The organism is Martinezella tropici, from assembly GCF_003287875.1.
Taxonomy (GTDB): Bacteria; Pseudomonadota; Alphaproteobacteria; order Rhizobiales; family Rhizobiaceae; genus Rhizobium; species Rhizobium tropici_C.
The window spans coordinates 97,096-120,298 of sequence record NZ_QMKK01000027.1 but is presented as its reverse complement, the minus strand read 5'-3'; the positions used below and the strand labels follow the sequence as shown (position 1 = coordinate 120,298).

Annotated in this window: 25 protein-coding genes; 8 read left to right on the top strand and 17 right to left on the bottom strand. The window is 60.1% G+C overall.

The features are described 5' to 3' along the window. Nucleotides 1-2 precede the first annotated feature (2 nt). Nucleotides 3-347 carry a MarR family transcriptional regulator gene (locus DQ393_RS11380; RefSeq protein WP_112341885.1) on the bottom strand — a complete coding sequence of 115 codons (345 nt, stop codon included), beginning with the start codon at nt 345-347 and terminating at the stop codon, nt 3-5. A gap of 457 nt (nt 348-804) precedes the next feature. Further along, on the bottom strand, nt 805-2,196 hold the full coding sequence (locus DQ393_RS11375) for a leucyl aminopeptidase family protein (RefSeq protein WP_112341884.1): 1,392 nt from the start codon (nt 2,194-2,196) through the stop codon (nt 805-807). 167 nt (nt 2,197-2,363) lie between these two features. On the opposite strand from DQ393_RS11375, the gene DQ393_RS11370 reads away from it, so the two are divergent. Continuing rightward, nucleotides 2,364-3,191, top strand: coding sequence for a tetratricopeptide repeat protein (locus DQ393_RS11370; protein WP_112341883.1), 828 nt, complete (start codon nt 2,364-2,366; stop codon nt 3,189-3,191). Nucleotides 3,192-3,224: 33 nt separating this feature from the next. Here DQ393_RS11370 and DQ393_RS11365 read toward each other — a convergent pair whose 3' ends face one another. The 10 genes from DQ393_RS11365 to DQ393_RS11320 form a co-directional block, all read right to left on the bottom strand. Continuing rightward, the gene (locus DQ393_RS11365) at nt 3,225-3,869 is read right to left on the bottom strand and encodes a LysE family translocator (protein WP_112341882.1); all 645 of its coding nucleotides are present in this window, start codon (nt 3,867-3,869) and stop codon (nt 3,225-3,227) included. Between the two features lie 139 nt (nt 3,870-4,008). After that, nucleotides 4,009-4,986 (bottom strand): type II secretion system F family protein, encoded by a 978-nt coding sequence (locus tag DQ393_RS11360; RefSeq protein ID WP_112341881.1) that lies wholly within the window; start codon nt 4,984-4,986, stop codon nt 4,009-4,011. A 21-nt stretch (nt 4,987-5,007) separates the two neighbouring features. After that, nucleotides 5,008-6,015: a type II secretion system F family protein gene (locus DQ393_RS11355; RefSeq protein WP_112341880.1), complete on the bottom strand. Its 1,008-nt coding sequence runs from the start codon at nt 6,013-6,015 to the stop codon at nt 5,008-5,010. 8 nt (nt 6,016-6,023) lie between these two features. Then, the gene (locus DQ393_RS11350) at nt 6,024-7,505 is read right to left on the bottom strand and encodes a CpaF family protein (protein WP_112341879.1); all 1,482 of its coding nucleotides are present in this window, start codon (nt 7,503-7,505) and stop codon (nt 6,024-6,026) included. A 75-nt stretch (nt 7,506-7,580) separates the two neighbouring features. Beyond that, nucleotides 7,581-8,852, bottom strand: coding sequence for an AAA family ATPase (locus tag DQ393_RS11345; protein WP_112341878.1), 1,272 nt, complete (start codon nt 8,850-8,852; stop codon nt 7,581-7,583). 37 nt (nt 8,853-8,889) lie between these two features. Beyond that, nucleotides 8,890-9,663 carry a CpaD family pilus assembly protein gene (locus tag DQ393_RS11340; protein ID WP_112341877.1) on the bottom strand — a complete coding sequence of 258 codons (774 nt, stop codon included), beginning with the start codon at nt 9,661-9,663 and terminating at the stop codon, nt 8,890-8,892. A 9-nt stretch (nt 9,664-9,672) separates the two neighbouring features. After that, nucleotides 9,673-11,178 (bottom strand): type II and III secretion system protein family protein, encoded by a 1,506-nt coding sequence (locus tag DQ393_RS11335; protein WP_112341876.1) that lies wholly within the window; start codon nt 11,176-11,178, stop codon nt 9,673-9,675. Nucleotides 11,179-11,192: 14 nt separating this feature from the next. Beyond that, complete coding sequence (gene cpaB / locus DQ393_RS11330) at nt 11,193-12,008, bottom strand: Flp pilus assembly protein CpaB (protein WP_112341875.1); 816 nt, start codon at nt 12,006-12,008, stop codon at nt 11,193-11,195. A 165-nt stretch (nt 12,009-12,173) separates the two neighbouring features. Next, entirely contained in the window at nt 12,174-12,686 is a 513-nt protein-coding gene (locus DQ393_RS11325) for an A24 family peptidase (protein WP_112341874.1), read from the bottom strand. Between the two features lie 90 nt (nt 12,687-12,776). Next, entirely contained in the window at nt 12,777-12,968 is a 192-nt protein-coding gene (locus DQ393_RS11320) for a Flp family type IVb pilin (RefSeq protein WP_112341873.1), read from the bottom strand. A 404-nt stretch (nt 12,969-13,372) separates the two neighbouring features. Between DQ393_RS11320 and DQ393_RS11315 the strand changes: the two genes are divergently transcribed. From DQ393_RS11315 to DQ393_RS11285, 7 genes are all read left to right on the top strand, one after another. After that, nucleotides 13,373-13,798, top strand: coding sequence for a pilus assembly protein N-terminal domain-containing protein (locus DQ393_RS11315; protein ID WP_112341872.1), 426 nt, complete (start codon nt 13,373-13,375; stop codon nt 13,796-13,798). A 154-nt stretch (nt 13,799-13,952) separates the two neighbouring features. Then, complete coding sequence (locus DQ393_RS11310; protein ID WP_112341871.1) at nt 13,953-14,588, top strand: TadE/TadG family type IV pilus assembly protein; 636 nt, start codon at nt 13,953-13,955, stop codon at nt 14,586-14,588. A gap of 14 nt (nt 14,589-14,602) precedes the next feature. Beyond that, nucleotides 14,603-15,175: a TadE/TadG family type IV pilus assembly protein gene (locus DQ393_RS11305; protein WP_112341870.1), complete on the top strand. Its 573-nt coding sequence runs from the start codon at nt 14,603-14,605 to the stop codon at nt 15,173-15,175. Between the two features lie 137 nt (nt 15,176-15,312). Continuing rightward, on the top strand, nt 15,313-16,533 hold the full coding sequence (locus tag DQ393_RS11300; RefSeq protein WP_112341869.1) for a phosphopentomutase: 1,221 nt from the start codon (nt 15,313-15,315) through the stop codon (nt 16,531-16,533). Continuing rightward, the gene (locus DQ393_RS11295; protein ID WP_112341868.1) at nt 16,530-17,498 is read left to right on the top strand and encodes an adenosine deaminase; all 969 of its coding nucleotides are present in this window, start codon (nt 16,530-16,532) and stop codon (nt 17,496-17,498) included. The genes DQ393_RS11300 and DQ393_RS11295 overlap by 4 nt, the downstream gene beginning before the upstream one ends. A gap of 121 nt (nt 17,499-17,619) precedes the next feature. Then, a complete protein-coding gene (upp, locus tag DQ393_RS11290; RefSeq protein ID WP_015338410.1) occupies nt 17,620-18,249 on the top strand; it encodes a uracil phosphoribosyltransferase in 630 nt (209 codons plus the stop codon). Nucleotides 18,250-18,374: 125 nt separating this feature from the next. Beyond that, nucleotides 18,375-18,899, top strand: a complete 525-nt coding sequence (locus tag DQ393_RS11285) for a TIGR02281 family clan AA aspartic protease (RefSeq protein ID WP_112341867.1) — start codon at nt 18,375-18,377, stop codon at nt 18,897-18,899. 52 nt (nt 18,900-18,951) lie between these two features. Here DQ393_RS11285 and deoA read toward each other — a convergent pair whose 3' ends face one another. From deoA to DQ393_RS11260, 5 genes are read right to left on the bottom strand one after another with little or no spacing between them, the layout of a single operon-like run. Continuing rightward, nucleotides 18,952-20,259, bottom strand: a complete 1,308-nt coding sequence (gene deoA, locus DQ393_RS11280; RefSeq protein WP_112341866.1) for a thymidine phosphorylase — start codon at nt 20,257-20,259, stop codon at nt 18,952-18,954. Nucleotides 20,260-20,262: 3 nt separating this feature from the next. Continuing rightward, a complete protein-coding gene (gene deoC, locus DQ393_RS11275) occupies nt 20,263-21,036 on the bottom strand; it encodes a deoxyribose-phosphate aldolase (RefSeq protein WP_112341865.1) in 774 nt (257 codons plus the stop codon). Then, the gene (locus DQ393_RS11270) at nt 21,033-21,839 is read right to left on the bottom strand and encodes a purine-nucleoside phosphorylase (protein WP_112341864.1); all 807 of its coding nucleotides are present in this window, start codon (nt 21,837-21,839) and stop codon (nt 21,033-21,035) included. The genes deoC and DQ393_RS11270 overlap by 4 nt, the downstream gene beginning before the upstream one ends. Further along, nucleotides 21,836-22,228 carry a cytidine deaminase gene (locus DQ393_RS11265; protein WP_112341863.1) on the bottom strand — a complete coding sequence of 131 codons (393 nt, stop codon included), beginning with the start codon at nt 22,226-22,228 and terminating at the stop codon, nt 21,836-21,838. Before DQ393_RS11265 ends, DQ393_RS11270 begins: the two co-directional genes overlap by 4 nt. Nucleotides 22,229-22,231: 3 nt before the next feature. Then, nucleotides 22,232-23,203 carry an ABC transporter permease gene (locus tag DQ393_RS11260; protein WP_112341862.1) on the bottom strand — a complete coding sequence of 324 codons (972 nt, stop codon included), beginning with the start codon at nt 23,201-23,203 and terminating at the stop codon, nt 22,232-22,234.

The window sequence follows — 23,203 nt, the reverse complement described above, 5'->3', positions numbered from 1 at the left end:
GGTTATAGTTTGCGGCCGTGCTCGATGACGAGATCGCCGAGTTTTTCCAGATAGAGCGCGCCGGTGACCGTCCGTTTGATGATGACGTTGCGGCGATCACGCTCGTCGCGCACGCGGTCGACCAATCCCATGACGCCCATGGTGTCAAGCGCCCGGGTGATGACCGGCTTGGTGACGCCGAGTGTCGCGGCAAGACCACGCACGGTATGCGGCGGCGGCACGAGATAGATCTGAAGCAGGATCGCCATCTGCCGCAAGGTCAGATCATGATCATCGCGGCGCACCTGAGCGAGCGTCACGCCATGCCAGAGGCCGAGAGCCTGCGAGGCGGTGAGTTCAAGCGGCAAGGGCAAATCCCGGGATTCGTTACGCTGCCGTTCCAGTTTCGGCCAAGATCATGGCGGTTTCAAGGGAGTTTTAACTGGTTAGTCTTCGGAGCAGTGACCACAGAGTTCGCTGAGAATGCATCCCCCTCTGTCGCTTCGTGACATCTCCCCCACAAGGGGGAGATCGTTTGGAGTTTGTGGCCATTACCGATGAAACAATAGCTGAACTTTCTGCGGCTACGATGTTGCCTTGAGGCAGAAGGATGCAACGAGTTACCGATCTCCCCCCTTGTGGGCAGGGCTATCGCATATGGAGGCGGACGGGCACCATGAGCTCCTCCCCTTGGGGAGAAGAAGGACGGCGGCGATCTCCGCTCATATGCGATACCCCTGCCCTTGTGGGGGAGATGTCCCGACAGGGACAGAGGGGTGCCAGGTGGGCGATAGATAGAGAAGCTCGCCTACCTGCAACAACAACCTACCGCACACTCTGCCTTATGTGATGATACAGCGCCCGGATCGCCTGCGCCTCGCCACCGCCGGGCGAATGCGGTCGTTCGCTCTGCGCCCAGCCGTAGATATCGAAATGGACCCAGCTCGGCGTCTTCGTGACAAACCGCTTGAGGAACAGGGCGGCCGTGATGGAGCCTGCCATGCCGCCTGATGGAGCATTGGTGATATCGGCGAATTTCGTACGGATATCCTTGTCGTAGCCCATGTAGAGCGGCATGCGCCACAGCGGATCGTCCGTCTCCAGGCTCGCTTCGGTCAGATCGCGGGCAAGGTCGTCGTCGTCGGTGAAGAAGGGCGGCAGGTCGGGGCCGAGCGCGACGCGGGCAGCACCCGTCAGCGTCGCCATGTCGATCATCAGGTCCGGCGCGTCCTCATCGGCATAGGCAAGCGCATCGGCCAGGATCAGCCGTCCCTCGGCATCGGTATTGTCGATCTGCACGGTGAGGCCCTTGCGGCTCGTATAGATGTCGCCAGGGCGGAAGGCGTTGGAGGAAATCGAGTTCTCGACGACGGGAATGATGACGCGCAGATCGACCTTGAGCTTCGCGTCCATGATCATCAGCGCCAGGCCCATGACGTTCGCGGCACCGCCCATGTCCTTCTTCATCAGCAGCATCGAGGATGCCGGCTTGATATCGAGGCCGCCGGTGTCGAAGCAGACGCCCTTACCAACCAGCGTGATACGGCGATGCCCCTTCTTGCCCCAGCGCAGTTCCAGCAGGCGCGGCGCATCGGCGCTGGCGCGTCCCACAGTATGCACGAGCGGGAAATTCTCCTTCAGGAGGTCATCGCCGATGATGACGGACATATCAGCTTTGTAGTGTTCGGCGAGCGCCCGGAAAGCGGCTTCGAGTTGCTCCGGTCCCATGTCGTTAGTCGGGGTATTGATGAGATCGCGCGCCAGAAACACGCCGGCCAGCTGACGTTTGATATCGGCGGCATCGGCATCGCGCGGGATCATCAGCGTCGGCGCCGTCGCCTTCTCGGACTTGTAGCGCTCGAAACGATAGCTGCCGAGACCGAAGCCGAGCGAAAGCCGGTTCGCCGTCAGCGGCGCCGTCTCGATATGCCAATCGCCTGCCGGCAGGCTGCGCGCAAGCCTTCCCGTCAGGAAAGGTTGTTCGGAGGGATTGGAGCCGAGCCCGAACAAGGCTCCGCCCAGATGTCCGTCGGCCGCCGGGATCAACAGCAGCGAGCCGCTTTCCGCCTTGTAGCCGGCCCTGCGGGCCCAATCGAGCGCGATGGGATCGATGGTGCCGGTCTCGATATGTGCCGGGGTGACGGCAAAGATCGGCAGCGTCGCACCACCCTTCGAATTGAAGGGCGTCGCACGCTCGATGTATTGGTAGGGGGCCATGACTATCCTTTGACCGATAACTTCAGGGAATTGGAGACTTCAGAGAATCGAGAGTTAACCGTCTGTTAGGGTTAACAGATTATTGCTGGAGCGAACATTGCGTCGAACCTTTCCCTGTTCCGATTCTAGGCCTCGCGCAAGATTTAAGGAATTCAGGGATAATCGAAATGCCCGCCGTTTCAGCTGCGTTTTCATTCAGAACCTTTCTTTTGCGGGGAGCTTCCGCCGCACTTCTGGCGCTTTCGCTCGCAAGCTGCTCAACGACCGGACAGGACAGGATGACGACGGGCTCGGTCCCCAAGACATCGAAATCTCTCGACACGATGAACAGTACCGAACTCGCTCAGGCGACCGCGACGTATGGCAAGGCTTATGATGCCAATCCCAAGGATCGTGATGCCGGCGTGAACTACGCCAATGCCTTGCGCATGAGCGGCCGCAACGACCAGGCGCTCGCCGTCATGCAGCAGGTGGCAATCGCCAATCCGACCGATCGCGGTGTGTTGGCCGCCTATGGCAAGGCACAGGCGGCGGCGGGCCAGCTCGACGAAGCGCTGGCGACCATCGACCGCGCACAGCTGCCGGACCGGCCGGACTGGCGCCTGGTTTCCGCGCAAGGTGCCATCCTCGACCAGCTTGGACGCTCCACAGATGCGCGCGCCAAATATCGCGATGCGCTGGTGCTGGCACCCAACGAGCCGACAATTCTTTCCAATCTCGGCATGTCCTACGTGCTAACCGGAGACCTCAAGAACGCCGAAAACTATCTTCGCTCGGCCGTCTCGCAGCCGGGCTCCGATAGCCGCGTGCGCCAGAACCTGGCGCTGGTCGTCGGCCTGCAGGGCCGTTTTGCCGAGGCGGAACAGATCGCGCGCCAGGAGCTGACGCCGCAGCAGGCCAACGCCAATGTCGCCTATCTCAGGGGCATGCTGGCGCAGCGGAATTCCTGGCAGAAGCTTGCGGCCAGCGGCGACGCCAGGAAAACCGTCGAATAATACGGCCGAAGAAACGCTCGGCCACCTCGACCCCTAACGCCAGAGATGACGTGGCAGGCCCTCGACCACCAGCCGCGCTCCGAGCGCGCCCATCACGACGCCGGCCACGCGGTCGATCCAGAGCTTGGCACCGAGATAAATTGCGCGCGGGCGGTTCGACGAGAAGGCGATCGTCACCACCGTGTACCATCCGGTCTCGACCAGAAAGACCGCCGGCGGAACGGCGGCCAGCAGCCAGGGCGCAGGAGCCGCCGGCAGGAGGGCTGCAAAGATACTGCCATAAAAGATGGCGGTCTTCGGATTGCTGAGCTGGGTCCCGAGCGCAAAGAGAAAATTGCGCGCTGCGCCCGATGCCTTCGGCGTTGCAGGTGAATCGATCGGAAGGTCATCCGCCGCGCCGCGCCAGATGCGGACGCCGACATAGATCAGATAGAGACCGCCTGCGACCTTCAGCGCCAGATACAGCCATTCGACCTTCATCAGCAGGGCGCTCAAGCCGAACAGGGCCAAGGTCGCGAATATGACGCTGCCCGTCCCCATGCCGAGAGCGGCGGCAAGACCCGCTTTTCGCGAGCGGGAAACGGCAATTCGGGAGACAAGCACGAAGCTCGGACCGGGACTGACGGCCCCGATGAAGACTGCAGCGATAACGCTAAGAAACACTGCCATGGACGACATGCGACACCTCCCGATATAGCTGGACATCTATTCGCTGGTGGATGGCAGCCTCCAGGGCGCGCCGGGGATTTCGCTTCCGGCCGTCCACAACGTCGGATCGAAGACTAACCATGCCCGCACGCGGAAGCAAGCCGGCGGATCAGAACTTGTCCATGGCCTGGAGGATTGCCGGGCCGAGAATGACGGCCATCAAGACCGGCAGGAAGAAGATGATCATCGGCACGGTCAGCTTCGGCGGCAGAGCGGCCGCCTTCTTCTCTGCCTCGTTCATGCGCTCGTCGCGGCCTTCCTGCGCCATGACGCGCAGCGCCTGCGAGAGCGGCGTGCCATAGCGCTCGGCCTGAATGAGCGCCTGCGTCACCGATTTGACGAGCTCGATCTGGGTGCGGGCGGCAAGATTGTCGAAGGCCGTGCGGCGATCCTGCAGGAAGGAAAGCTCGGCCGTGGTCAGCACCATTTCCTCGGCGAGCGGCGGAGATTGCTCGGCCATTTCCTCGGACACGCGATGCATGCCGGCTTCGATCGATATGCCCGACTCCACGCAGATCAGCATCAGGTCGAGAGCATCCGGCCAGGCGCGCTTGATCGACTTCTGGCGCTTGGTCATCCGGTTGGAAACATAGATATTCGGCGCATAGAAACCGAGATAGGCGGTGCCGATGACGCCGAGCAGACGGATCGGCAATGGTTTTGAGGCAAACCAGCCGAGAACGAAAACCAGCACGATCGCAGCCGCCAGGAACAGGAACGGCAGAAAGAAGCGCGCCACCAGAAATATGTTCAACGCGTTTTCGGAGCGCAGGCCAGCGGCCCGCAGGCGATTCATGGTATTGGCATCAACCAGCGCATTTCGCAGGTTGAAGCGCTCGACGATCTGTCTGGCGTTTCGATTGTTATGGCTGCGCAGTGATGCCTTGCCGCCATCGGCGCTAAGCCGAGCCCGTTCGCGTGCGCGGATCTGCTCGCGCTCCGTCGATACGGCCTTCATGCGCTTATTGAGATCGCCGCGCTCGAGCAGCGGTATGGCGATCGTATAGAAGGTGGCAAAGACGGCAATGGCAACGACGACAGCGAGGAGGGTGCCGGGATCGGTCAGTTTGGCGGCCAGATCGGACATGGGCTACGCGGCTCCTTCCGCTCAGATCTCGAAATTGACCATGTTGCGCATGATGAAGATTCCGACGGACATCCAGATACCGGCTCCGAGCAAGATCAGATGGCCGCGCGGATCGGTGAACAGGATCATCATGTATTGCGGCGAGGTCAGATAGACGAGCAGCATGACGATGAAAGGCAGAGCGCCGATGATGACGGCGGATGCCTTTGCCTCCATCGACAGCGCCTTGACCTTCGCCTTCATTTTCTTGCGGTCGCGCAGCACCTTCGAGAGGTTGCCTAGGGCTTCCGACAGATTGCCGCCGGCCTGGGCCTGAATGGTGATGACGATCGAGAAGAAATTCACTTCCTGCAGCGGCATTTGGTTTGTCATGCGCGCGCAGGCATCCGACATGCTCAGACCGACCTGCTGCGCTTCGACCACCCGGCGAAATTCCGACTTGACCGGATCGCGCGCCTCGGCGGCCACCAGCCGCACCGCATCGTTGAGCGGCAGGCCCGAGCGGAGGGAACGGGTGATGAGATCGAGCGCGTTCGGAAATTCTTCGAGAAATTTGTTTTGCCGGCGCTTGATGAGGAAGCCGAGAACCCAGCGCGGCAGACCGAAAGCGACGGCAAAGAACAGTCCAAGGATGACCAGGGGCGGAGCGCCGACAATGAAAAAGATCAGCACCGCAAACAGGCCGAACAGCACGCTGAAAACGTAGAAACGCGATGGCGTCAGCGACAAACCGGCCTGCGACAGGCGCGCTTTCAGTGACTGCTTTTTCTTGGTGTTTTCGGACTGGCGACGCTCCAGATCCTTAAGCGAATCCTGGACGGACTTGCGCCGCTTGGACATCTCCTGAACGCGGTCGCGGGCCGCCTTGACCTTCACACGATCGGTTTCGGCCTGCTTGACCCGATTGACGCGGCTTGTGGCCTTCTTCTGGGCCTCGATCCGCGAATAGAGAATGCCGTAGCAGACGGCAGCAGCCGACACCGCCGTCAGCAGGACAATCAACAGCACCATTGGATCGACACCGAACATCGTTAGCCCTATTGCGCCTTCTGTTCCATCTCGTCGAGCGCGGCTGCCAGGCGCCGCTCCTCATTGTAGTAGCGGGCGCGATCCCAGAAATGCGGCTTGCCGATGCCGGTGGACACGTGCCGGCCGATGATGCGGCCGTTTGCGTCTTCGCCCTCGATCTCGTAGCGCATCAGATCCTGCGTGATGATGACATCGCCTTCCATGCCGATGACTTCGGTGATCTGCGTGATACGGCGCGAACCGTCGCGCAGGCGCGCAGCCTGGATGATGACGTCGATGGAGGTGGAGACGATCTCGCGCACGGTCTTGGCCGGCAGGCTGAAGCCGCCCATGGCGATCATCGATTCGATACGGCTCAGGCATTCGCGCGGCGTGTTGGCGTGGATGGTTCCCATGGAACCGTCGTGACCCGTGTTCATCGCCTGCAGCAGGTCGAAGACCTCGGGTCCGCGCACTTCGCCGACGATGATGCGCTCGGGACGCATGCGCAGGCAGTTCTTGACGAGATCGCGCATGGTGATCTCACCCTCGCCTTCAATGTTCGGCGGGCGGGTTTCGAGGCGCACGACATGCGGCTGCTGCAGCTGCAGTTCGGCGGTATCCTCGCAGGTGATGACGCGCTCGTCGCGGTCGATATAGTTGGTCAGGCAGTTAAGCAGCGTCGTCTTGCCCGAGCCCGTACCGCCTGAAATGACGACGTTGCAGCGCACGCGGCCGATGATCTGCAGCAGCGTTGCGCCTTCCGGCGTGATGGCGCCGAAGCGGACGAGCTGATCGAGCGTCAGCTTGTCCTTCTTGAACTTACGAATGGTCAGCGCAGGCCCGTCGATCGCGAGCGGCGGTGCGATGACGTTGACACGCGAACCGTCGGGCAGGCGCGCATCGCAGATGGGGCTCGATTCATCGACGCGGCGGCCGACCTGGCTGACGATGCGCTGGCAGATGGAAAGAAGCTGCGCATTGTCGCGGAAGCGGATTTCCGATTCGACGGTCTTGCCGCCAACTTCGATGAACGTCTGGCCGGCGCCGTTGACCATGATATCGGCGATGTCGTCGCGGGCCAAAAGCGGCTCCAGCGGACCATAGCCGAGCACGTCGTTGCAGATATCCTCGAGCAGTTCCTCCTGCTCGGAAATCGACATCGCGAAATTCTTGATCGTGATGATGTCGTTGACGATATCGCGGATTTCCTCGCGCGCCGCTTCCGGCCCGAGCTTGGAAAGCTGCGAGAGGTCGATCGTGTCGATGAGGGCGGAGAAGACCTGCGACTTGGTATCGTAATATTCTTCGGTGCGGGCCGGCCGGCGACGGCTGGGCGTCTGCATCGGCGGGGGGACGACCTGCTGGCGCTGCTGGGAAGAATCGCGCGACGGTTCTATCAGCACGGCTGGTGCCGCCGGCGCAGCTGCGGCCGGCGCACGTGTCGGCGCCGGCGGAGGCATCGTGCCGCCGCCTTTTGCAGGACCTTCATTTCCGCGCTTGCCAAACATGCTTTCGATCCAATTCTACTGCAGCATGACTTTCACGAAGGTTCGCCCTCGGGAAATTCATGCGAAATCAAACGACTACTTCCGTTTCAGGAGGCCAAGCAGACCGCCCTTTCTCGCCTTCTTCAAAGCGACGCGACCCGTGACGATGTGCGATATCTGCGAAAAGGTCTCGGCGATCGGCGATTTGGGATCCGTCTCCGAAATCATCCGGCCGCTATTGGCGGCATTGCCGAACAGATTGATGTCGAAGGGGATGACGGCGATCGGATCCGCCTCTAGCGGAGCGCAGAACTCCGAAGGGTTGATTTCCGGGCGCTTCGGCATGCCTACCTGATTGAGAATGAGGTGCGGTCCCTTGTCGTTGGGCCGCAGCTTGCGCAGAGCGTCGATCAGGTTCTTGGCGTTGCGCAGATTGGCGAGATCCGGGGCCGCGCAAATGACGACCTCATCGACGGCGGCAAGCACCGAGCGCGTCCATTCCGTCCAGAGATGGGGTACGTCGAGGACCGCCACCGGGGCGCTGCGCTGGAGAACGTCGAGCACCGGCAGGAAGGCCTGACCATCGAAATCATAGGAACGATCCAGCATGGAGGGCGCAGCCAGCAGCGACAGGTGCTGAGAGCATTTCGTCAGCAACCGATCGAGAAAGACCTCATCCAGGCGCTCCGGTGCATAGACGGCCTCGGCAATCCCCTGCGCCGGATCCTGATCGAAGTCGATATTGGCCGTGCCATAGGGCAGATCGAGATCGGCAAGGATGGTTTCGGTGGAGAAAAGGCTGGAGATGCCGAAGGCGCAATTATGCGCGATGGTGGATGCGCCCACCCCGCCCTTGGCACCGATGAAGGCAATGCTGCGGCCGAGGGGTTCAGCATCGGGATCGATGAAGATCGCCGCCATCGCCGTCATCAAGTCAACCATATCGGTGGGTTGCACGATATATTCCGAGATGCCGTTGCGGATCAGCTCGCGGTAGAGGCCGATGTCGTTGTGGTAGCCAACGATGATGACCTTGGTGCTCGGATCGCAGACCGCGGCGAGCGGCTCGAGCTCGGCCAGCAGACTGCGCGCATTGGCGCGCGTCTCGAGAATGATCAGATTGGGGGTCGGCGCCGAAGCGAACATGTTTGCCGCTGCCGCGGCGCTGCCGCTGGTGATCCGGAAGCTGACCTTGGACATGCGCCGATCATTGGCGCATTGGTCCATCACCCGCTGCAGCTGCTCGCTTTCGCAGAAGGCATGCACCGAAATGCGCGGCAACGGCCGCAGATTGTCGAGATTGCCCGGGCGCGAGACGTCTTCGGCGTCCGCGGCGGTCGAGCCGATATCGTATTCGATGGCGTTCATGATGTTATCCCGTTCCGCCGGCGGACAATCATCTTGCTCATTGGCTAGCTCCGCTGAAGCCGCCAAGGGTAGCGGTACTGATCGGGACCGAGCCGTTGCGGTAATTGTCGATTATCTTGCTGCGCTGATCGGTATCGATCGGCGACACCGCGCGCGGTGCGATCAGATCCGTTGGATTGGCGACCTGCGCCGCCAGGTTATGCTGCGTCGCACAGCCGAAATTGTAGTAATTCTGATTGTCGATGGCATTGTCGGCGAGATCGTCAGGCCATTGACCACAGGTGTTGGTGGCTGCGGTCGTAGCGGTGAAGCGAAGGCGGATCGGAGCAGCGTCACCTATATCGCCGGCACCATAATAGCTTTCGACGATACGATTGGAGCGAATGCCGTTCGCGACAAATTCTCTCCGAATCTGTTGACGCAAACTTGACGCAGCCTGCGAATTCATGGACCCACGCGGCGACAGGATTTCGACCGTACCGGTTGAATGCGCGCGATAGTCCTGCACAAAGCCGCGGACGGTATCGCGCATGCCGACGGTCAATTGCCGGTCACTGGTTGCCACCGGTATGTCGATATCGTGTTCCTTCTCCGTCAGCACGATCGGGTGGCGCTGGCGATAATCGTCCTTGATAGCGCTTGTACTCATGCCGTCCGGGGAGCCGGCACAACCGCCAAGGACAACTGTGACGATCAGGGCCGGCGCGATCAATGCCAGGGCCGAGAAGCTGGGACGGAGCGAGCGAGGCGCGTTACGGGCAAGGCCACCCGTTGTTTGATGTGCGATTGAACCGGTCGAAAAGGCGCGCATCCTGATCCCTCACTTGTAGATGAAGCCGACAGTGCCGTGGAAATCGGCGTCGGCGACCGGCGGCCCATCCCTGCGGCCGTAGATCTTGTTGACACGGTTCATGAAGAAGCCGCTGACATCGTTGCTCGGCGAGAAATTATCGTCGGGACGAGCCAGCTGACCGCGGGCCACGGGCCGCACCAGATAGGGTGTCGCGATGATGACCAGCTCTGTTTCGTCGCGCTGAAAGCTTTTCTGACGGAACAGCGCGCCAAGGATTGGAATCTTCGAGGCGCCCGGCGTGCCGTTGGTGGTCTGCTGAATGGTATCACTCAAGAGACCGGCCAAAGCGATCGAACCGCCGGACGGCAACTCCACCGAAGTATCAGCGGCGCGCTGGTTATAGGTTGCCGTGCCGGCGTTGGCCGTACCAACCGGATTGGAAACCTGGGTCTGCACATGCAGGGCGATTCTTCCGGCAGACAGCACGACAGGCGTGAAAGCCAAACTGATGCCATAGGTGAAGGGTGTGACCGTGACGGTCCCATCCTTGTTCGTGACGGCGTACAGCGTCTGACCGCCCGAATTGAAAGTCGCCGCCTGGCCGGAGATCGCCGTCAACGTCGGCTCAGCCAGCGTACGGACGGCGCCAGCCTGCTCAAGGGCATTGAGATAGGTGCTGATATCGTATTTGCCGATGGCGGTTTTGAACAAGCTGGCCAGACCGCCGCCGCCGGCTGCTGCAGTGCCGTCGGAGACAGGACTGCCAAGCTGGGCTACCGTCAGGCCGGATGAATTCTTGATGAGATTGTCGAAGCCGATCTGCTTCAGCACGCTGCGTTTGATTTCGGCGACGGTCACCTTTAGCGTCACCTGATCCTCGCCTTCGATCTGCAGCATATTGACGATCTGCGACGTCTGCCGTGTTTCTGCGAAAATGGCGACCGCATTGTTGTCGCCACTGCCCGAGGCAGTCTGGTTTCGAGTCGTCGCCTCGCCGCCTTTGAGGAAGGCCATGGCGAGCTGCTCAGCGCGCGTGGCATCCTGCGGCGTACGCACCGTACCGGTCATCACGATATTGTCGGAAACGATCTCGACATTGATGTCGGAGTCGGGGATGAAGCGTTTGAGGTTGGCCTGCAATCCGGTAATGTCGCGCTCGATCTGCAGATCGAGGCTGACGATCTCCTTGCCGTCGGCGCCGAAGACGAAGATGTTGGTCTGGCCGACGGTCTTGCCGAAAAGGTAGATGCGGCGCGAGGTGCGCGTCACCGCATCCGCCATCTTGGGATCGGAAACAAGGATATCATGCGCATCGGCCGGCAGATCGACGACGAGCGCCTTGTTGAGGCCAAGCTTCAATGTGCGCTTCGTGCCAAGGCCAGCGATGGTGACGATGCTGTCGGAGCCATCGGCAAAGGCTGCGGGCGTGCGCAGAAAAGCCGGAATATCCGCCAGAGGCAGACCGGCAAAGGCGACCGAGAAGGAAAGGATTGCGGTGAGAGGAAGGCTGGCTTTGTTGCTTGTCCCGAACATGGTGTCGCCCCTTCTCACTGTGGTTTCGGCCCGGCCGGGCCATCGGTCACGATCGCTCCCGACTTGATGACCTGGACAAGCCCCCCGCCATTGTCGCCGGCCAGAAGATAGTCAGCCGCTGTCGTATCGGACTGCTGCGCATCGGCGACGGAGCGCAATGCCAGCGTCAGTCGGTCGGCCATCTGGTGCGCGACGGCCAGAACCTTCGTCTGATCCGGCGTCAGTTCGAGCGTCGCGGTGGCGCCGACCGCAGCCTTGCTTCCATCCTGTTTTTCCTCGATCTGCTGGTCGACAGCCAAGACGCGCACGTTGCTCAGCACCGTTTCCGTGACGAGCTGCTGCTGCGACCCCTTGCGGACCATGATCACATCGACGCGATCATTCGGGAGGATGAAACCACCGGCACCGGTGGCGACGGAAATCTCGGTGGCGACGGCCCGCTTACCGGCCGGCAACAATGACGAGAGGATGCGGCTACTGGAATCCGCGATCTTTTCCTCGCGGATCGGTTCGCCCTCGAATATCGGCAGGCGAACGACCGCGCCGTTCAGATCCTTCAAGGCATCGGGCCGTTCGCTCTGGGTAATGAAGCCTTTGACGACGCCGTTTTCCGGCCATGCCATCCATTGAACTGATTTTTCGTTGAGACGGGAGCCGACGGGCAGATTGGCGCTCGCAACCAGCACATTGGTGGTTGCTTCCTTTTCCACGATCGCCGCAACCTGCTGGGGTACGATATCGCGCGAACCAGCCAGGCGCATCGCCAGCAGGCCGGCCATCCCGGCTGCGGCGGCTGCCACTGCGAGTATCATTATGCGAGCGGGTTTCATGGTCATTCCTTGAGGAACAGGATTCTTCGCCCTGTAGAATGACCGGCAATTGGTGTAATTATGGTTAATGGTCTGTTACATTTATGATTACTTAACCATAATTACTTCATTTATATAAGTATTTACATATATTCAAACTTGGGATCTTAGCAACCAGCAGGCAGATTAAAGGACACCCTCGGTCATCGCAATCAAAATAGGCGAAGAAGAAAATGCGAGGATTCCGCCGACCGCAATAGCAATGCCGTATGGGATTTTCTTGGCGACTGTCAAGGAATTCGGCATCGGAAGACCGATAGCCGAGATGATGCCTGCTTGTGATCGGAGCCAAACAATAAGAAGTGTAATTATGCCGCCAATAAACGCGACATAGATAAGAAACATTACGAGCGAAAGATTGAAGCCAAACCAAAGAGCGGCAGCCGCTAATAATTTCGCATCTCCACCGCCCATAATATTGAGCGCAAACAATGCAAAACACACTGCAAAGACGACACTGGCAGCAGCCAGATGCATGCCGATTTGTGTAAATGGCAGGCCAAATGCCGGAGCCAGCACGAGGAACGCGATTGCTAGGGCTAAGCTTATTCTATTCGGAATTGTCATCGTCAGCAGATCGGATATCGCCGCTAGAGACATGCACAGGGGAAATATGCATAGCGCCAAAGTTCCGAACATAATAAATTTCCGCCCCGAAGTTTGAAATTCGAAAACCGCCCATTTTATTGAGCGGTTTCCGTGAAGTATTACATCTACAGAACAGATGTATTACTTGGTGCCAATACCTGAACCAGACTTGTTCATCTGGTTGGAAATGTTGTTGAACGTCGAGCTGAGCGTACCGCCCAGGGTGGTAGCACCAGCAATGATGGCGACGGAGATCAGGGCGGCGATCAGGCCGTATTCGATTGCGGTCGCACCCGATTCATCCTTCAGGAAGCGCGAAAAAAGCTTGGACATGAGTTTAACTCCACTTTGTTGACAGCACGTCCGTCAACTGTTGCCGTTGATCGGATGAACTGCACGGTAGTCGTCCGCCGTTTCCATCGCTTTAAGGAATTGGGTTAATGAACTTTGAATAACGAAGTGAAAAAAGAATAGTAAATATCGAATTCATGTCTTGCCATGCATTTTTAAAGAACTTCTTCAGCTAAAAGAAAATTATTAGATGCATGAATATTAGCAGCTTATACGATTTGTACCAAAGCAGGGCATATGAGACATCAACGGCGAAGATGAAAGCCATTTATAGGACGCCTGCATCATAAATATACGGCCGGCACCGGCCTTAATCGTTCATTCACCATTCTTTCCCATTCTGTCCAACAAAACCTTTCGCCATACGCTTTCCAAGAGGCCAAGCCATGCCATTCGGCGGCAAAACCGCATTCCTCGCCGGCATCGTCGCCATGGCCGGCTTGATGCCACAGCTTTCGAACGCTGCTGGAGAAAGCCTGTTGCGCGTCTATATGGATCACGCGCGCGTCTTGAAGCTTGATCGCCCTGTCAGCAAGGTCATCGTCGGCAATTCGCAGGTCGCCGACGCAACCGTTGCCGATCCGAAGACCATCGTGCTGACCGGCCGCAGCTTCGGGACGACGAATATCATTCTGCTCGATACCGACGGCAATGCCATCGTCGATGAGCAGATCCTGGTGTCGATCGATGAAGGCAATACGGTCCGTGTTTTCCGGCAGACGGATCGCGCCGTATTATCCTGCACGCCCAATTGCGAACAGCATGCCCAGCAGAACAACACGGCAACCACGGCCCCTGCGACCGGACAATAATTCCATTCGATTTCATAAATATTCGAAAGTACTTTCGAAGGATTGCGTTGCAAGTAATAATCCCGGCTTCCTCTAAATATGAATAGAGAAGAGAAACGGATTATCAAGAAAGCAATTCTACTGTCCTCGGCATATAATTCGCCGCGGATTTCCCATGACATCAGATAACGCTTTTCTTACCAATATAGCCCCTGCCAGGCCACGCGCCCGACGCGGCTTGCGAGAATTGCTGCGTTCTCGGGATGGCGCTGCGGCCATCGAATTCGCCATGCTTGCCATTCCCTATTTCCTGATCGTCTTTGCCATTATCGAGACCTTCGTCGCCTTTACCGCCGAACAGGTCGTTTCAAACGCCGTCGACACCCTGGCGCGTCAGATCAGAACCGGGCAGATCACGGCCGATCCCAACAAGACCTCCTATACGACGTCACAGCAGTTCCGTCAGGCATTCTGCAACGAGATTGCCGTGCTCATCACCTGCTCCGCATCCGAACTGCAGACGCCGGCAAACCTCTATCTCGATGTGGAGAGCTATTCGAGCTTCGCATCCATGCCGACGACGATCCCTCGGAAGTCGTCGACCGATCCCTATTCCGATCTCAATACTTCGGGTTTTACTTTCGCGCCCGGCGGCGCCAAGTCGCTCAACATGGTACGCGCCTATTACCGCTGGCAGGTCATTACGGATCTGCTGCGCCCCTATCTTACAAATGTCCGCCCAACCGATGGCTCGGCCTCAGTCTATCTCATCGTCGCGACCGCCGCCTTCCAGAACGAGAACTATCCGTGAGCCGCCCTGCGACCATGATCGAAAAGGATACGATGTCGTCGGGCATTCTGCGGCGCTTTGCCCGCGATGAGCGCGGCGTCGGCGCGATCGAATTCGCCATCCTTTTTCCCGTTTTACTGATGCTTTACCTCGGCGCCTTCGAGCTCACCGTCGGGCTCAATGTCTCCAAGCGCGCGAGCCGCTCGGCGGGATCGATCGCCGATATCGTCTCGCAGCAGTCGAGCGTTACCAAATCGGTGCTTGCCACCATGCCCTCTGTCGCTGGTGCGATCTTCGCGCCCTACGCCACGACCGGCATGACGTTGAAGATCACCGGCATTGCTGTCGACGCGACAGGCAAGGCAACGGTGGCATGGTCCTGGGCACAGGACGGAACGACCCCCTATTCTTCCGGCACGGTGATAACTGTGCCGGCCAACATGAACCAGGCAAGCACCTTTCTGGTCCGCAGCGAGCTTTCCCTTCCCTACCAGCTCATCAGTTTCGGTACCAATTTCCTGCCGAGCGGCACGAACCAGATCACCATCAGCCGGCAATATTACTATCGTCAGCGCGTCGGCAATTCGATCAGCTGCAGCGATTGCTGAGCGCCTCTCCATCGAGACGGAGTCCCGGCGGGCCATTCCAAACGGAAAATTGCCAACTCGATGCCTCCGTTATATGGGTGACGTCCAATGTCCCGGAAGACCTCCTCCGGGGCGACGACATTCTTATCGGGTGATGTATGGCGCGCGCCTTTCTCTTCGTTCTGGATTCTTTCGGCGTCGGCGGCGGCCCGGATGCGGCAAGCTATGGCGATGAAGGCGCGGATACGCTCGGCCATATCGCCGAATTCTGCGCGGCAGGCGCTGCCGACCGCGAAGGCTTGCGCCAGGGGCCGCTCGTACTGCCCAATATGTCCGGTCTCGGCCTGTTGGAGATCGCCAAGGCGGCAACGGGCAGCTATCCCGCCGGCATGCCGTTGCCGGAAAAGCTCTATGGTCTCTACGGCTGCGCCAGCGAAGTCTCCCGCGGCAAGGACACGCCGTCAGGCCATTGGGAGATCGCCGGAACGCCCGTCATGTTCGATTGGGGGTATTTTCCGGCAGTGGGCGATGCCTTCCCGCCAGAGCTGGTGAAAGCCATCTGCGAGGCGGCCGACCTGCCGGGCATTCTCGGCAACTGCCATGCCTCGGGCACGGATATCATTGCAAAGCTCGGTGAAGAACACATCCGCAGCGGCAAGCCCATCTGCTACACCTCGTCCGATTCCGTCTTCCAGATCGCCGCGCATGAGCACCATTTCGGCCTCGACCGGCTGATCGGCCTCTGCAAGATCGTGCGCACGCTGCTCGATTCCTACAATATCGGCCGTGTCATCGCCCGCCCCTTCGTCGGCGAGACCGCAGCCACATTCGAACGAACCGGCAACCGCCGCGACTTTTCCGTTCTGCCGCCGGAGCCGACGCTGCTCGATCGTCTGGTCAAGGCCGAGCGGACCGTGCACGCCGTCGGCAAGATCGGTGATATCTTCGCGCATCAGGGCATCTCCAGGATCATCAAGGCGAATGGCAACATGGCGCTGATGGATGCGACGCTGAAGGCCATGGACGAAGCCCAGGACGGCGATCTGGTCTTCACCAATTTCGTCGATTTCGACATGGTCTACGGCCATCGCCGCGACGTGCCGGGCTATGCCGCAGCACTCGAAGCCTTCGATGCGCGGCTGCCTGAGGTTCACGAGAAGCTGAAGGCCGGCGATCTCGTCATTCTGACGGCTGATCATGGCTGCGACCCGACTTGGCGCGGCACCGATCACACGCGCGAGCGCGTGCCCGTCATGGCTTATGGGCCGGGCATTCGATCCCGTTCCATCGGTATCCGCCAGACCTATGCCGATATCGGCGAGACGGTTGCGCAACATCTGGGCATTGCGGCAGGGCCGCATGGGAGGAGTTTCCTTTGACATCGCATTTGAAGAAAGTGGAGCTGCACTGCCATCTGGAGGGCGCCGCCCCACCTGCATTGACGCTCGCACAAGCGGAAAAATACGGAGTCGACACCAGCGCCTTCCTCAAAGACGGTATTTACCTCTGGAAGGACTTTGCCGAATTCCTCGTCTGCTATGACAAGGTTTCCGAAGTCTATCGCACCGAGGAAGACTATGCGCTACTGACGGAAACCTATCTGGAAGAACTTGCAGGCATCGGCACCATCTATAGCGAGCTCATCGTCTCGCCCGACCATGGCGACCGCATCGGCCTCGGCGCCGACGCCTATATGGCCGGCGTTTCGGCCGGCATCCGTGCCGCCAAGGCAAAGACCGGCATCGAGGCTCGGCTGATCGTAACCGGCGAACGCCACTTTGGGCCTGAGCGCGTCGTGAAGGCGGCGGAATATGCCGCCAAGAGCGACAATCCGCTGATAACAGGCTTCAATATGGCCGGCGAAGAGCGCATGGGCTACGTCGCCGATTACGCCCGCGCCTTCGATATCGCGCGTGAGGCGGGCCTCGGCATCACCATTCATGCCGGCGAGGTCTGCGGCGCATTTAGCGTCGCCGACGCGGTGAATCTGGTGCGCCCGCAGCGTATCGGCCATGGCGTGCGCGCCATTGAGGATATGGATCTCGTCAAGCGCCTTGCCGATCTTGGCACCGTGCTGGAAGTCTGCCCCGGCTCCAACGTCGCACTCAACGTCTTCCCGGATTTCCAGTCGCATCCGCTGCGTAAGTTGCGCGACGCCGGCGTGAAGGTCACGATCAGCTCCGACGACCCGCCCTTCTTCCATACGTCGCTGAAGCGCGAATACGAGATGGCGTCGTCAGCTTTCGGCTTTAGCGATGACGAGATCGATGCGATGACACGCACGGCGATCGAGGCGGCCTTCGTGGACGAAGCGACGCGGACGGCATTGCTTGCGAAGCTCTAAATGCGCAGTTAAGGCCCCATATTGGGGATGAAATCTCCAAAAGCGGCCTATTTTCTTGCACCAGAGGCGATTTCCGTGAAAGAACCATCTCATATCACGGAATTACTGGAAGGCTGAAACCATGGACGGCGTCACTGTCATCGATCACCCGCTTGTGCAGCACAAGCTCACAATCATGCGCAAGAAGGACACGTCAACGGGAAGCTTCCGCCGGCTGCTGCGCGAGATTTCGACGCTGCTCTGTTACGAAGTGACGCGCGACCTCGAACTGACGATCGAGACCATCGAAACGCCGCTGCAGCCGATGGATGCGCCGATCCTCGAAGGCAAGAAGCTGGTCTTCGCCTCGATCCTGCGCGCCGGCAACGGCCTGCTCGAAGGCATGCTCGATCTCGTGCCGTCGGCCCGCGTCTCGCATATCGGCGTCTACCGCGATCACGAAACGCTCCAGCCGGTCGAATATTACTTCAAGGCGCCCGAGGATATCTCAGAGCGCTTGATCATCGTCGTCGATCCGATGCTGGCAACAGGCAATTCCTCGATTGCCGCAATCGAAAAGCTGAAGGAGCGCGGCGCGCACAATATCCGCTTCCTGTGCCTGCTGGCGGCTCCCGAAGGCATCGCCAATTTCCGCAAGGCGCATCCGGACGTGCCGGTCTTTACCGCTGCGATCGACAGCCATCTGAACGAGAAGGGCTATATCGTGCCCGGCCTCGGCGATGCCGGCGACCGCATGTACGGCACGAAGTAAATCTGCTGCTATACTCTTACAAGGCCCGGCCGTTATTCAACTGCCGGGCTTTTTATTGATTGCTTTAGCGTCCTTTCAGCATACTTGGCTTATAGATGGCATGGCCCGCAGGAGGGGCCTTGCCGATGCTCGTTCGCGTTCTTGTCATTGCCGGTATCATTGCTGTTGCGGCAACCCAGGTGCCGATGCTGGTGGAAAGCTATAACGAGCACGCCGCAGGGCCCGCGCCTGTCGAAGCGGTCTCACTGGCGCCGCCGAAAGCGGAGATTCCTGTTTCCTATGGCAGTGTCCAGCTGCGTGCCAATGCCGGCGGCCACTATGAAAGTGATTTCACGATCAATGGCCGCTCCGTGCACGGGATGATCGATACCGGCGCAACCTATGTCGCGATGAACGAAAGCACCGCGCGCAGCCTCGGCTTCAGCGGCGTCGATCTCGATTATCGCTATACGGTCCAGACCGCGAACGGCACTTCCAAAGTCGCATACATCAAACTCGACCGCCTGGAGATCGGCACGATCCGCGTTCGCGATGTCGATGCGGTGGTGGCGAAGGACGGTGCGCTCGGTACGACGCTGATCGGCATGAGCTTCATGAAGAAACTGAACTCCTATGGAGTCCAGAACGGCAATTTGCTGTTGAAGCAGTAGGTGGCCGAGGTCCATGCAAAGCCACCGACTGCACCCGTGGCGCTGTCGTCCGTCAGATCCTGCCGATGATAACGGGTGACGCAGCCGGTGCTTCGTCGACGAGGCGATAATTGGCTGAGAGATCGGCGACAGCCTTCTCCGCGCTGGCCTCGTCCGCCGCGTGAACAGTCGCGATACGGTCGCCTTTGCTCACCTTCGTGCCGAGGGGCAGGATATCGCTGAAGCCGACGCGATGATCGATCTTGTCCTGCGGGCGACGGCGGCCGCCGCCGAGGTCGATCACGCTCACGCCGATCCCCCGCGCATCGCAGCCGCCAAGCCAGCCGTCGGCAGCGGCGAGAACCGGCTTCCGTACCGGCGCGCTCACCAAATGGCGATCTGGATGTTCAAGCAGATCCTCGGGGCCGCCAAGCGCGTGCACCATGCGGCCGAAGATGTCCGCCGCCTTACCTGAGGTCAGAGCCTCGCGCGCCCTGCCCTCCGCCTCGGCAACGTTCGCAGCAATGCCGGCCTGCATCAGCATTTCGGATGCGAAGGCCAGCACGACCGTTTCGAGCCGCGTGCCCGCCTTGTTGCCGTTCAGGAAATCGAGGCAATTTTGAAGTTCGACCACGTTGCCGGCCGCATCGGCCAAAGGCTGGTTCATGTCGGTAATCAGGGCCGACGTCTTGACCCCACCGCCATTGGCTACCTCCACCAGCGAGCGCGCCAGCGTCTCGGCCTCTTCCTGCGAAGTCATGAAGGCGCCGCTGCCGATCTTGACGTCGAGCACCAGCGTTTCCAGCCCGGCCGCCAGTTTCTTCGACAGGATGGAGGCGGTAATCAACGGTACGGAATCGACGGTCGCGGTGACATCGCGCACCGCATAGAGCTTGCCGTCGGCGGGCGCCAGCGCGCCGGTCTGGCCGATGATGGCGCAGCCGACTTCTTCGACCACCTTGCGAAAACGGGCGGCATCCGGGGTGATGCCGTAACCGGGGATGGATTCCAGCTTGTCGAGGGTGCCGCCGGTGTGGCCGAGGCCTCGACCCGAGATCATCGGCACGGCAAGACCGCAGGCGGCGGCGATGGGTGCGAGCATCAGCGAGACGTTGTCGCCAACACCACCCGTCGAGTGCTTGTCGGCGACCGGCCTGCCGATGCCATCCCAGGAAAGAGTATCGCCGGAGCGGGCCATGGCGAGTGTCAGCGCCACCGTCTCTTCCCGCGTCATGCCGCGAAACCAGACCGCCATGGCAAAGGCGCCGATCTGGCTTTCGGCCAGTTCGCCACGGCCCAACGCGCCGATAAATGCGTCGATATCGGCGGGCGAAAGAGTGGCGCCGTTGCGCTTCTGCCGGATGATCTCCTGCGGGATCATGGATCAGTAGCCCGACGAAGCCACCTTGGACTCTCCGCCGGCCAGCACGTTCAGAATATCATCGAGGAGGCTCGATGCACCGAAGCGGAAAGTCGAGGGCATGGCCCAATCGGGTGTCATGATGGTTTCGGCAAGGCTCAAATAAAGCGCTGCATCGGCGACGGAGCCGATGCCACCCGCCGGCTTGAAGCCGACCTTGCGGCCGCTGGCACGGATTGCCCTCAGCATGATATCGGCAGCCTCAAGCGTTGCATTGACAGCAACCTTGCCCGTCGAGGTCTTGATGAAATCGGAGCCAGCCTCGATCGCCAGTTCGGAGGCACGCCGGATCAGCGCGCTATCCTTGATTTCGCCGGTTTCGAGAATGGTCTTCAGGAGAATTGGTCCCTTGCATTCGGCCCGCACAGCGGCAACCATCTCGGTGACGGCCCGCTCATTACCCGCCAGAAACGCGCGATAGGGAATGACCAGGTCAATTTCGTCGGCACCATCGGCAATCGCTTCGCGCGCTTCGGCAGCAACATCGGCCACCTCCATATCGCCACCGGGGAAATTCACGACGGTCGCGATCTTCACGACATGATCGGTTCCGAGAATGCCACGCGCCTGGGCGACAAAACGCGGCCAGATGCAAATGGCGGCCGTATTGCCATAGGGCGATTGCGCACGGGCGCAGAGTGCCTCGATCTGCGCCGGCGTGCAGTCATCCTTGAGATTGGTGAGATCGAGAAGGGAAAGCGCAACAGCTGCCGTTTCTCTGAGGGAATGGCCCGTCATTGTGGATCTCCTTCGTCAGCGATCATTTCTTTCAAAATGGCAGCAAGGCGTGCGCCGCCGACCGGAGCCATGTCTTTCGTCTCTTCATGCGAGAGTTCTCCGCCGGTCATGCCAGCACCATAGTTAGTGATGACGGAGGCAGCGGCAACCCTCAAGCCGAAAAGACGCGCCAGGATGACTTCCGGCACCGTCGACATGCCGACGGCATCGGCGCCAAGGATGCGCGCCATGCGGATCTCGGCCGGCGTTTCGAAGCTCGGTCCGGAAAACCACATGTAGACGCCGTGCGACAGCTTGATCTCGGCCTTTTCCGCCGCCTTGCGCATGCGCATGATGAGGTCTGTATCATAGGCGCTCGTCATGCCGACGAAACGCCTGTCGCTCTCTTCGCCGATCAGCGGGTTCATACCGGAATAGTTGATGTGATCGGTGATCTGCATCACCGACCCCGGCGGCATTTCCTCCCGCAGCGATCCGGCCGAATTCGTCAGGATCAGCGTTTCGACGCCGAGGGTCTTCAGGGTCTCGATCGGCGCGCGCATGGCATTGGCATCGCCCTTTTCGTAGTAATGCACCCGGCCGGACAGCATGACGACAGGCACATCACCGAGCTTGCCCGCGACCAGCGTGCCGGCGTGGCCGGAGACGGCGCTGACCGGAAAGCCGGGCAGGTCGGCATAGGGGATTCGCAAGGCCTCAGTGACCTGATCGACGAGAGCGCCCAGGCCGGAACCGAGAATGATGCCGTAGCGCGGCTTCAGATCGCCGAGCTTTTCGGTGAGGATCTCGACGGCCGCGCTCATCCGAGTATCTCGGTTTCAAAGCTGAAGGGGAGCATCTCGTCCATGGTCATGGTCTTCTTCACACCGGTTTCGTCGCAAAGATAGATGCGTGTCTCCTTGCTGGCAAATTCGGCAATCTTCTGGCGGCAACCGCCGCAGGGCGGGCAGAGCGGCAGCTTCTCGGCGATGACGGCGATCTCGACGATCTTCTTGGCGCCGCCCATGATCATCTGGCCGATCGCTGTCGGTTCGGCGCACCAGCCCTGCGGGAAAGACAGGTTCTCGATATTGGCGCCAGTATAGATCTTGCCGTCCTCGGCACGGATTGCCGCGCCGACGGGGAATTTGGAATAGGGAGCATGCGCAAAGGCCATCGCTCCGCGTGCGGCCTCGAACAGATCATGCGACATGGTTCAGCGCTCCTTGGTATAGGGCACGCCACCGGCCTTCGGGGGCTTGGCGACACCGATAAAGCCTGCAAGCAGGATGCAGGTGAGGATATAGGGCAGCGCCTGGAAAATCTGCACCGGCACCTCGCCGATGCCCGGAACCGCCTTGCCCTGCATGAAATTGGCGAAGGCATCGAGGAAGCCGAAGAGCAGGCAGGTGAACATGACCGGCACCGGCTTCCACTTGGCGAAGATCAGCGCCGCGAGAGCGATATAGCCCTTGCCCGCCGACATGTTGTTGATGAAGGCGGCCGACTGGGCGATGGCGAGATAGGTACCGGAGAAGCCGCAGAGAATACCGGCCACGATCAGCGAGCGATAGCGCAGCCATTCGACCGAGATGCCGGCGGTATCGACGGCGCCGGGATTTTCACCGACGGCACGCAGCCGCAGACCGAAGCGGGTGCGATAGAGAATCCACCAGGAAATCGGCACGGTAAGGAAGGCGAGATAGGTCAGGATATTGTTGCCGGAGACGACATTGGCATAGAGCGGCCCGATGAACGGAATATCGCGGATGGCATCGACACCGGGAAGGGTGATGCCGGAAAAACGAGCCGTGCCGGGCAAGGTCGGCGTACGGCCGCCCTGCCCGAACCAGGCCTGACCGAGAACGATCGTCAGGCCGGCCGTCAGGAAGTTGATCGCAACACCCGAGACGATCTGGTTGCCGCGATTGGTGATCGATGCGAAGCCATGCAGCAGACCGAGAATGACCGAGACGACGATACCGGCGCCGAGGCCGGCCCAGGGCGAGCCGCTGATCGAGGCGACGCAGGCGGCCGCAAAGGCGGAAGCCAGCATCTTGCCCTCAAGGCCGATATCGAAGATGCCGGCGCGCTCGGAAAAGAGGCCGGCAAGCGCGGTGAAAATCAGCGGGATCGACAGGCGGATGGTCGAGCCAAGAATGCTGATGAGAAGATCGTAATATTCCAT

What these genes read in the sequence shown, in the direction of transcription:
- DQ393_RS11375 (WP_112341884.1), bottom strand. Translation starts at nt 2,196, where the DNA reads ATGGCCCCCTACCAATACATCGAGCGTGCGACGCCCTTCAATTCGAAG.
- DQ393_RS11370 (WP_112341883.1), top strand. Translation starts at nt 2,364, where the DNA reads ATGCCCGCCGTTTCAGCTGCGTTTTCATTCAGAACCTTTCTTTTGCGG.
- DQ393_RS11365 (WP_112341882.1), bottom strand. Translation starts at nt 3,869, where the DNA reads ATGTCGTCCATGGCAGTGTTTCTTAGCGTTATCGCTGCAGTCTTCATC.
- DQ393_RS11360 (WP_112341881.1), bottom strand. Translation starts at nt 4,986, where the DNA reads ATGTCCGATCTGGCCGCCAAACTGACCGATCCCGGCACCCTCCTCGCT.
- DQ393_RS11355 (WP_112341880.1), bottom strand. Translation starts at nt 6,015, where the DNA reads ATGTTCGGTGTCGATCCAATGGTGCTGTTGATTGTCCTGCTGACGGCG.
- DQ393_RS11350 (WP_112341879.1), bottom strand. Translation starts at nt 7,505, where the DNA reads ATGTTTGGCAAGCGCGGAAATGAAGGTCCTGCAAAAGGCGGCGGCACG.
- DQ393_RS11345 (WP_112341878.1), bottom strand. Translation starts at nt 8,852, where the DNA reads ATGAACGCCATCGAATACGATATCGGCTCGACCGCCGCGGACGCCGAA.
- DQ393_RS11340 (WP_112341877.1), bottom strand. Translation starts at nt 9,663, where the DNA reads ATGCGCGCCTTTTCGACCGGTTCAATCGCACATCAAACAACGGGTGGC.
- DQ393_RS11335 (WP_112341876.1), bottom strand. Translation starts at nt 11,178, where the DNA reads ATGTTCGGGACAAGCAACAAAGCCAGCCTTCCTCTCACCGCAATCCTT.
- cpaB (WP_112341875.1), bottom strand. Translation starts at nt 12,008, where the DNA reads ATGAAACCCGCTCGCATAATGATACTCGCAGTGGCAGCCGCCGCAGCC.
- DQ393_RS11325 (WP_112341874.1), bottom strand. Translation starts at nt 12,686, where the DNA reads ATGTTCGGAACTTTGGCGCTATGCATATTTCCCCTGTGCATGTCTCTA.
- DQ393_RS11320 (WP_112341873.1), bottom strand. Translation starts at nt 12,968, where the DNA reads ATGTCCAAGCTTTTTTCGCGCTTCCTGAAGGATGAATCGGGTGCGACC.
- DQ393_RS11315 (WP_112341872.1), top strand. Translation starts at nt 13,373, where the DNA reads ATGCCATTCGGCGGCAAAACCGCATTCCTCGCCGGCATCGTCGCCATG.
- DQ393_RS11310 (WP_112341871.1), top strand. Translation starts at nt 13,953, where the DNA reads ATGACATCAGATAACGCTTTTCTTACCAATATAGCCCCTGCCAGGCCA.
- DQ393_RS11305 (WP_112341870.1), top strand. Translation starts at nt 14,603, where the DNA reads ATGATCGAAAAGGATACGATGTCGTCGGGCATTCTGCGGCGCTTTGCC.
- DQ393_RS11300 (WP_112341869.1), top strand. Translation starts at nt 15,313, where the DNA reads ATGGCGCGCGCCTTTCTCTTCGTTCTGGATTCTTTCGGCGTCGGCGGC.
- upp (WP_015338410.1), top strand. Translation starts at nt 17,620, where the DNA reads ATGGACGGCGTCACTGTCATCGATCACCCGCTTGTGCAGCACAAGCTC.
- DQ393_RS11285 (WP_112341867.1), top strand. Translation starts at nt 18,375, where the DNA reads ATGCTCGTTCGCGTTCTTGTCATTGCCGGTATCATTGCTGTTGCGGCA.
- deoA (WP_112341866.1), bottom strand. Translation starts at nt 20,259, where the DNA reads ATGATCCCGCAGGAGATCATCCGGCAGAAGCGCAACGGCGCCACTCTT.
- deoC (WP_112341865.1), bottom strand. Translation starts at nt 21,036, where the DNA reads ATGACGGGCCATTCCCTCAGAGAAACGGCAGCTGTTGCGCTTTCCCTT.
- DQ393_RS11270 (WP_112341864.1), bottom strand. Translation starts at nt 21,839, where the DNA reads ATGAGCGCGGCCGTCGAGATCCTCACCGAAAAGCTCGGCGATCTGAAG.
- DQ393_RS11265 (WP_112341863.1), bottom strand. Translation starts at nt 22,228, where the DNA reads ATGTCGCATGATCTGTTCGAGGCCGCACGCGGAGCGATGGCCTTTGCG.
- DQ393_RS11260 (WP_112341862.1), bottom strand. Translation starts at nt 23,203, where the DNA reads ATGGAATATTACGATCTTCTCATCAGCATTCTTGGCTCGACCATCCGC.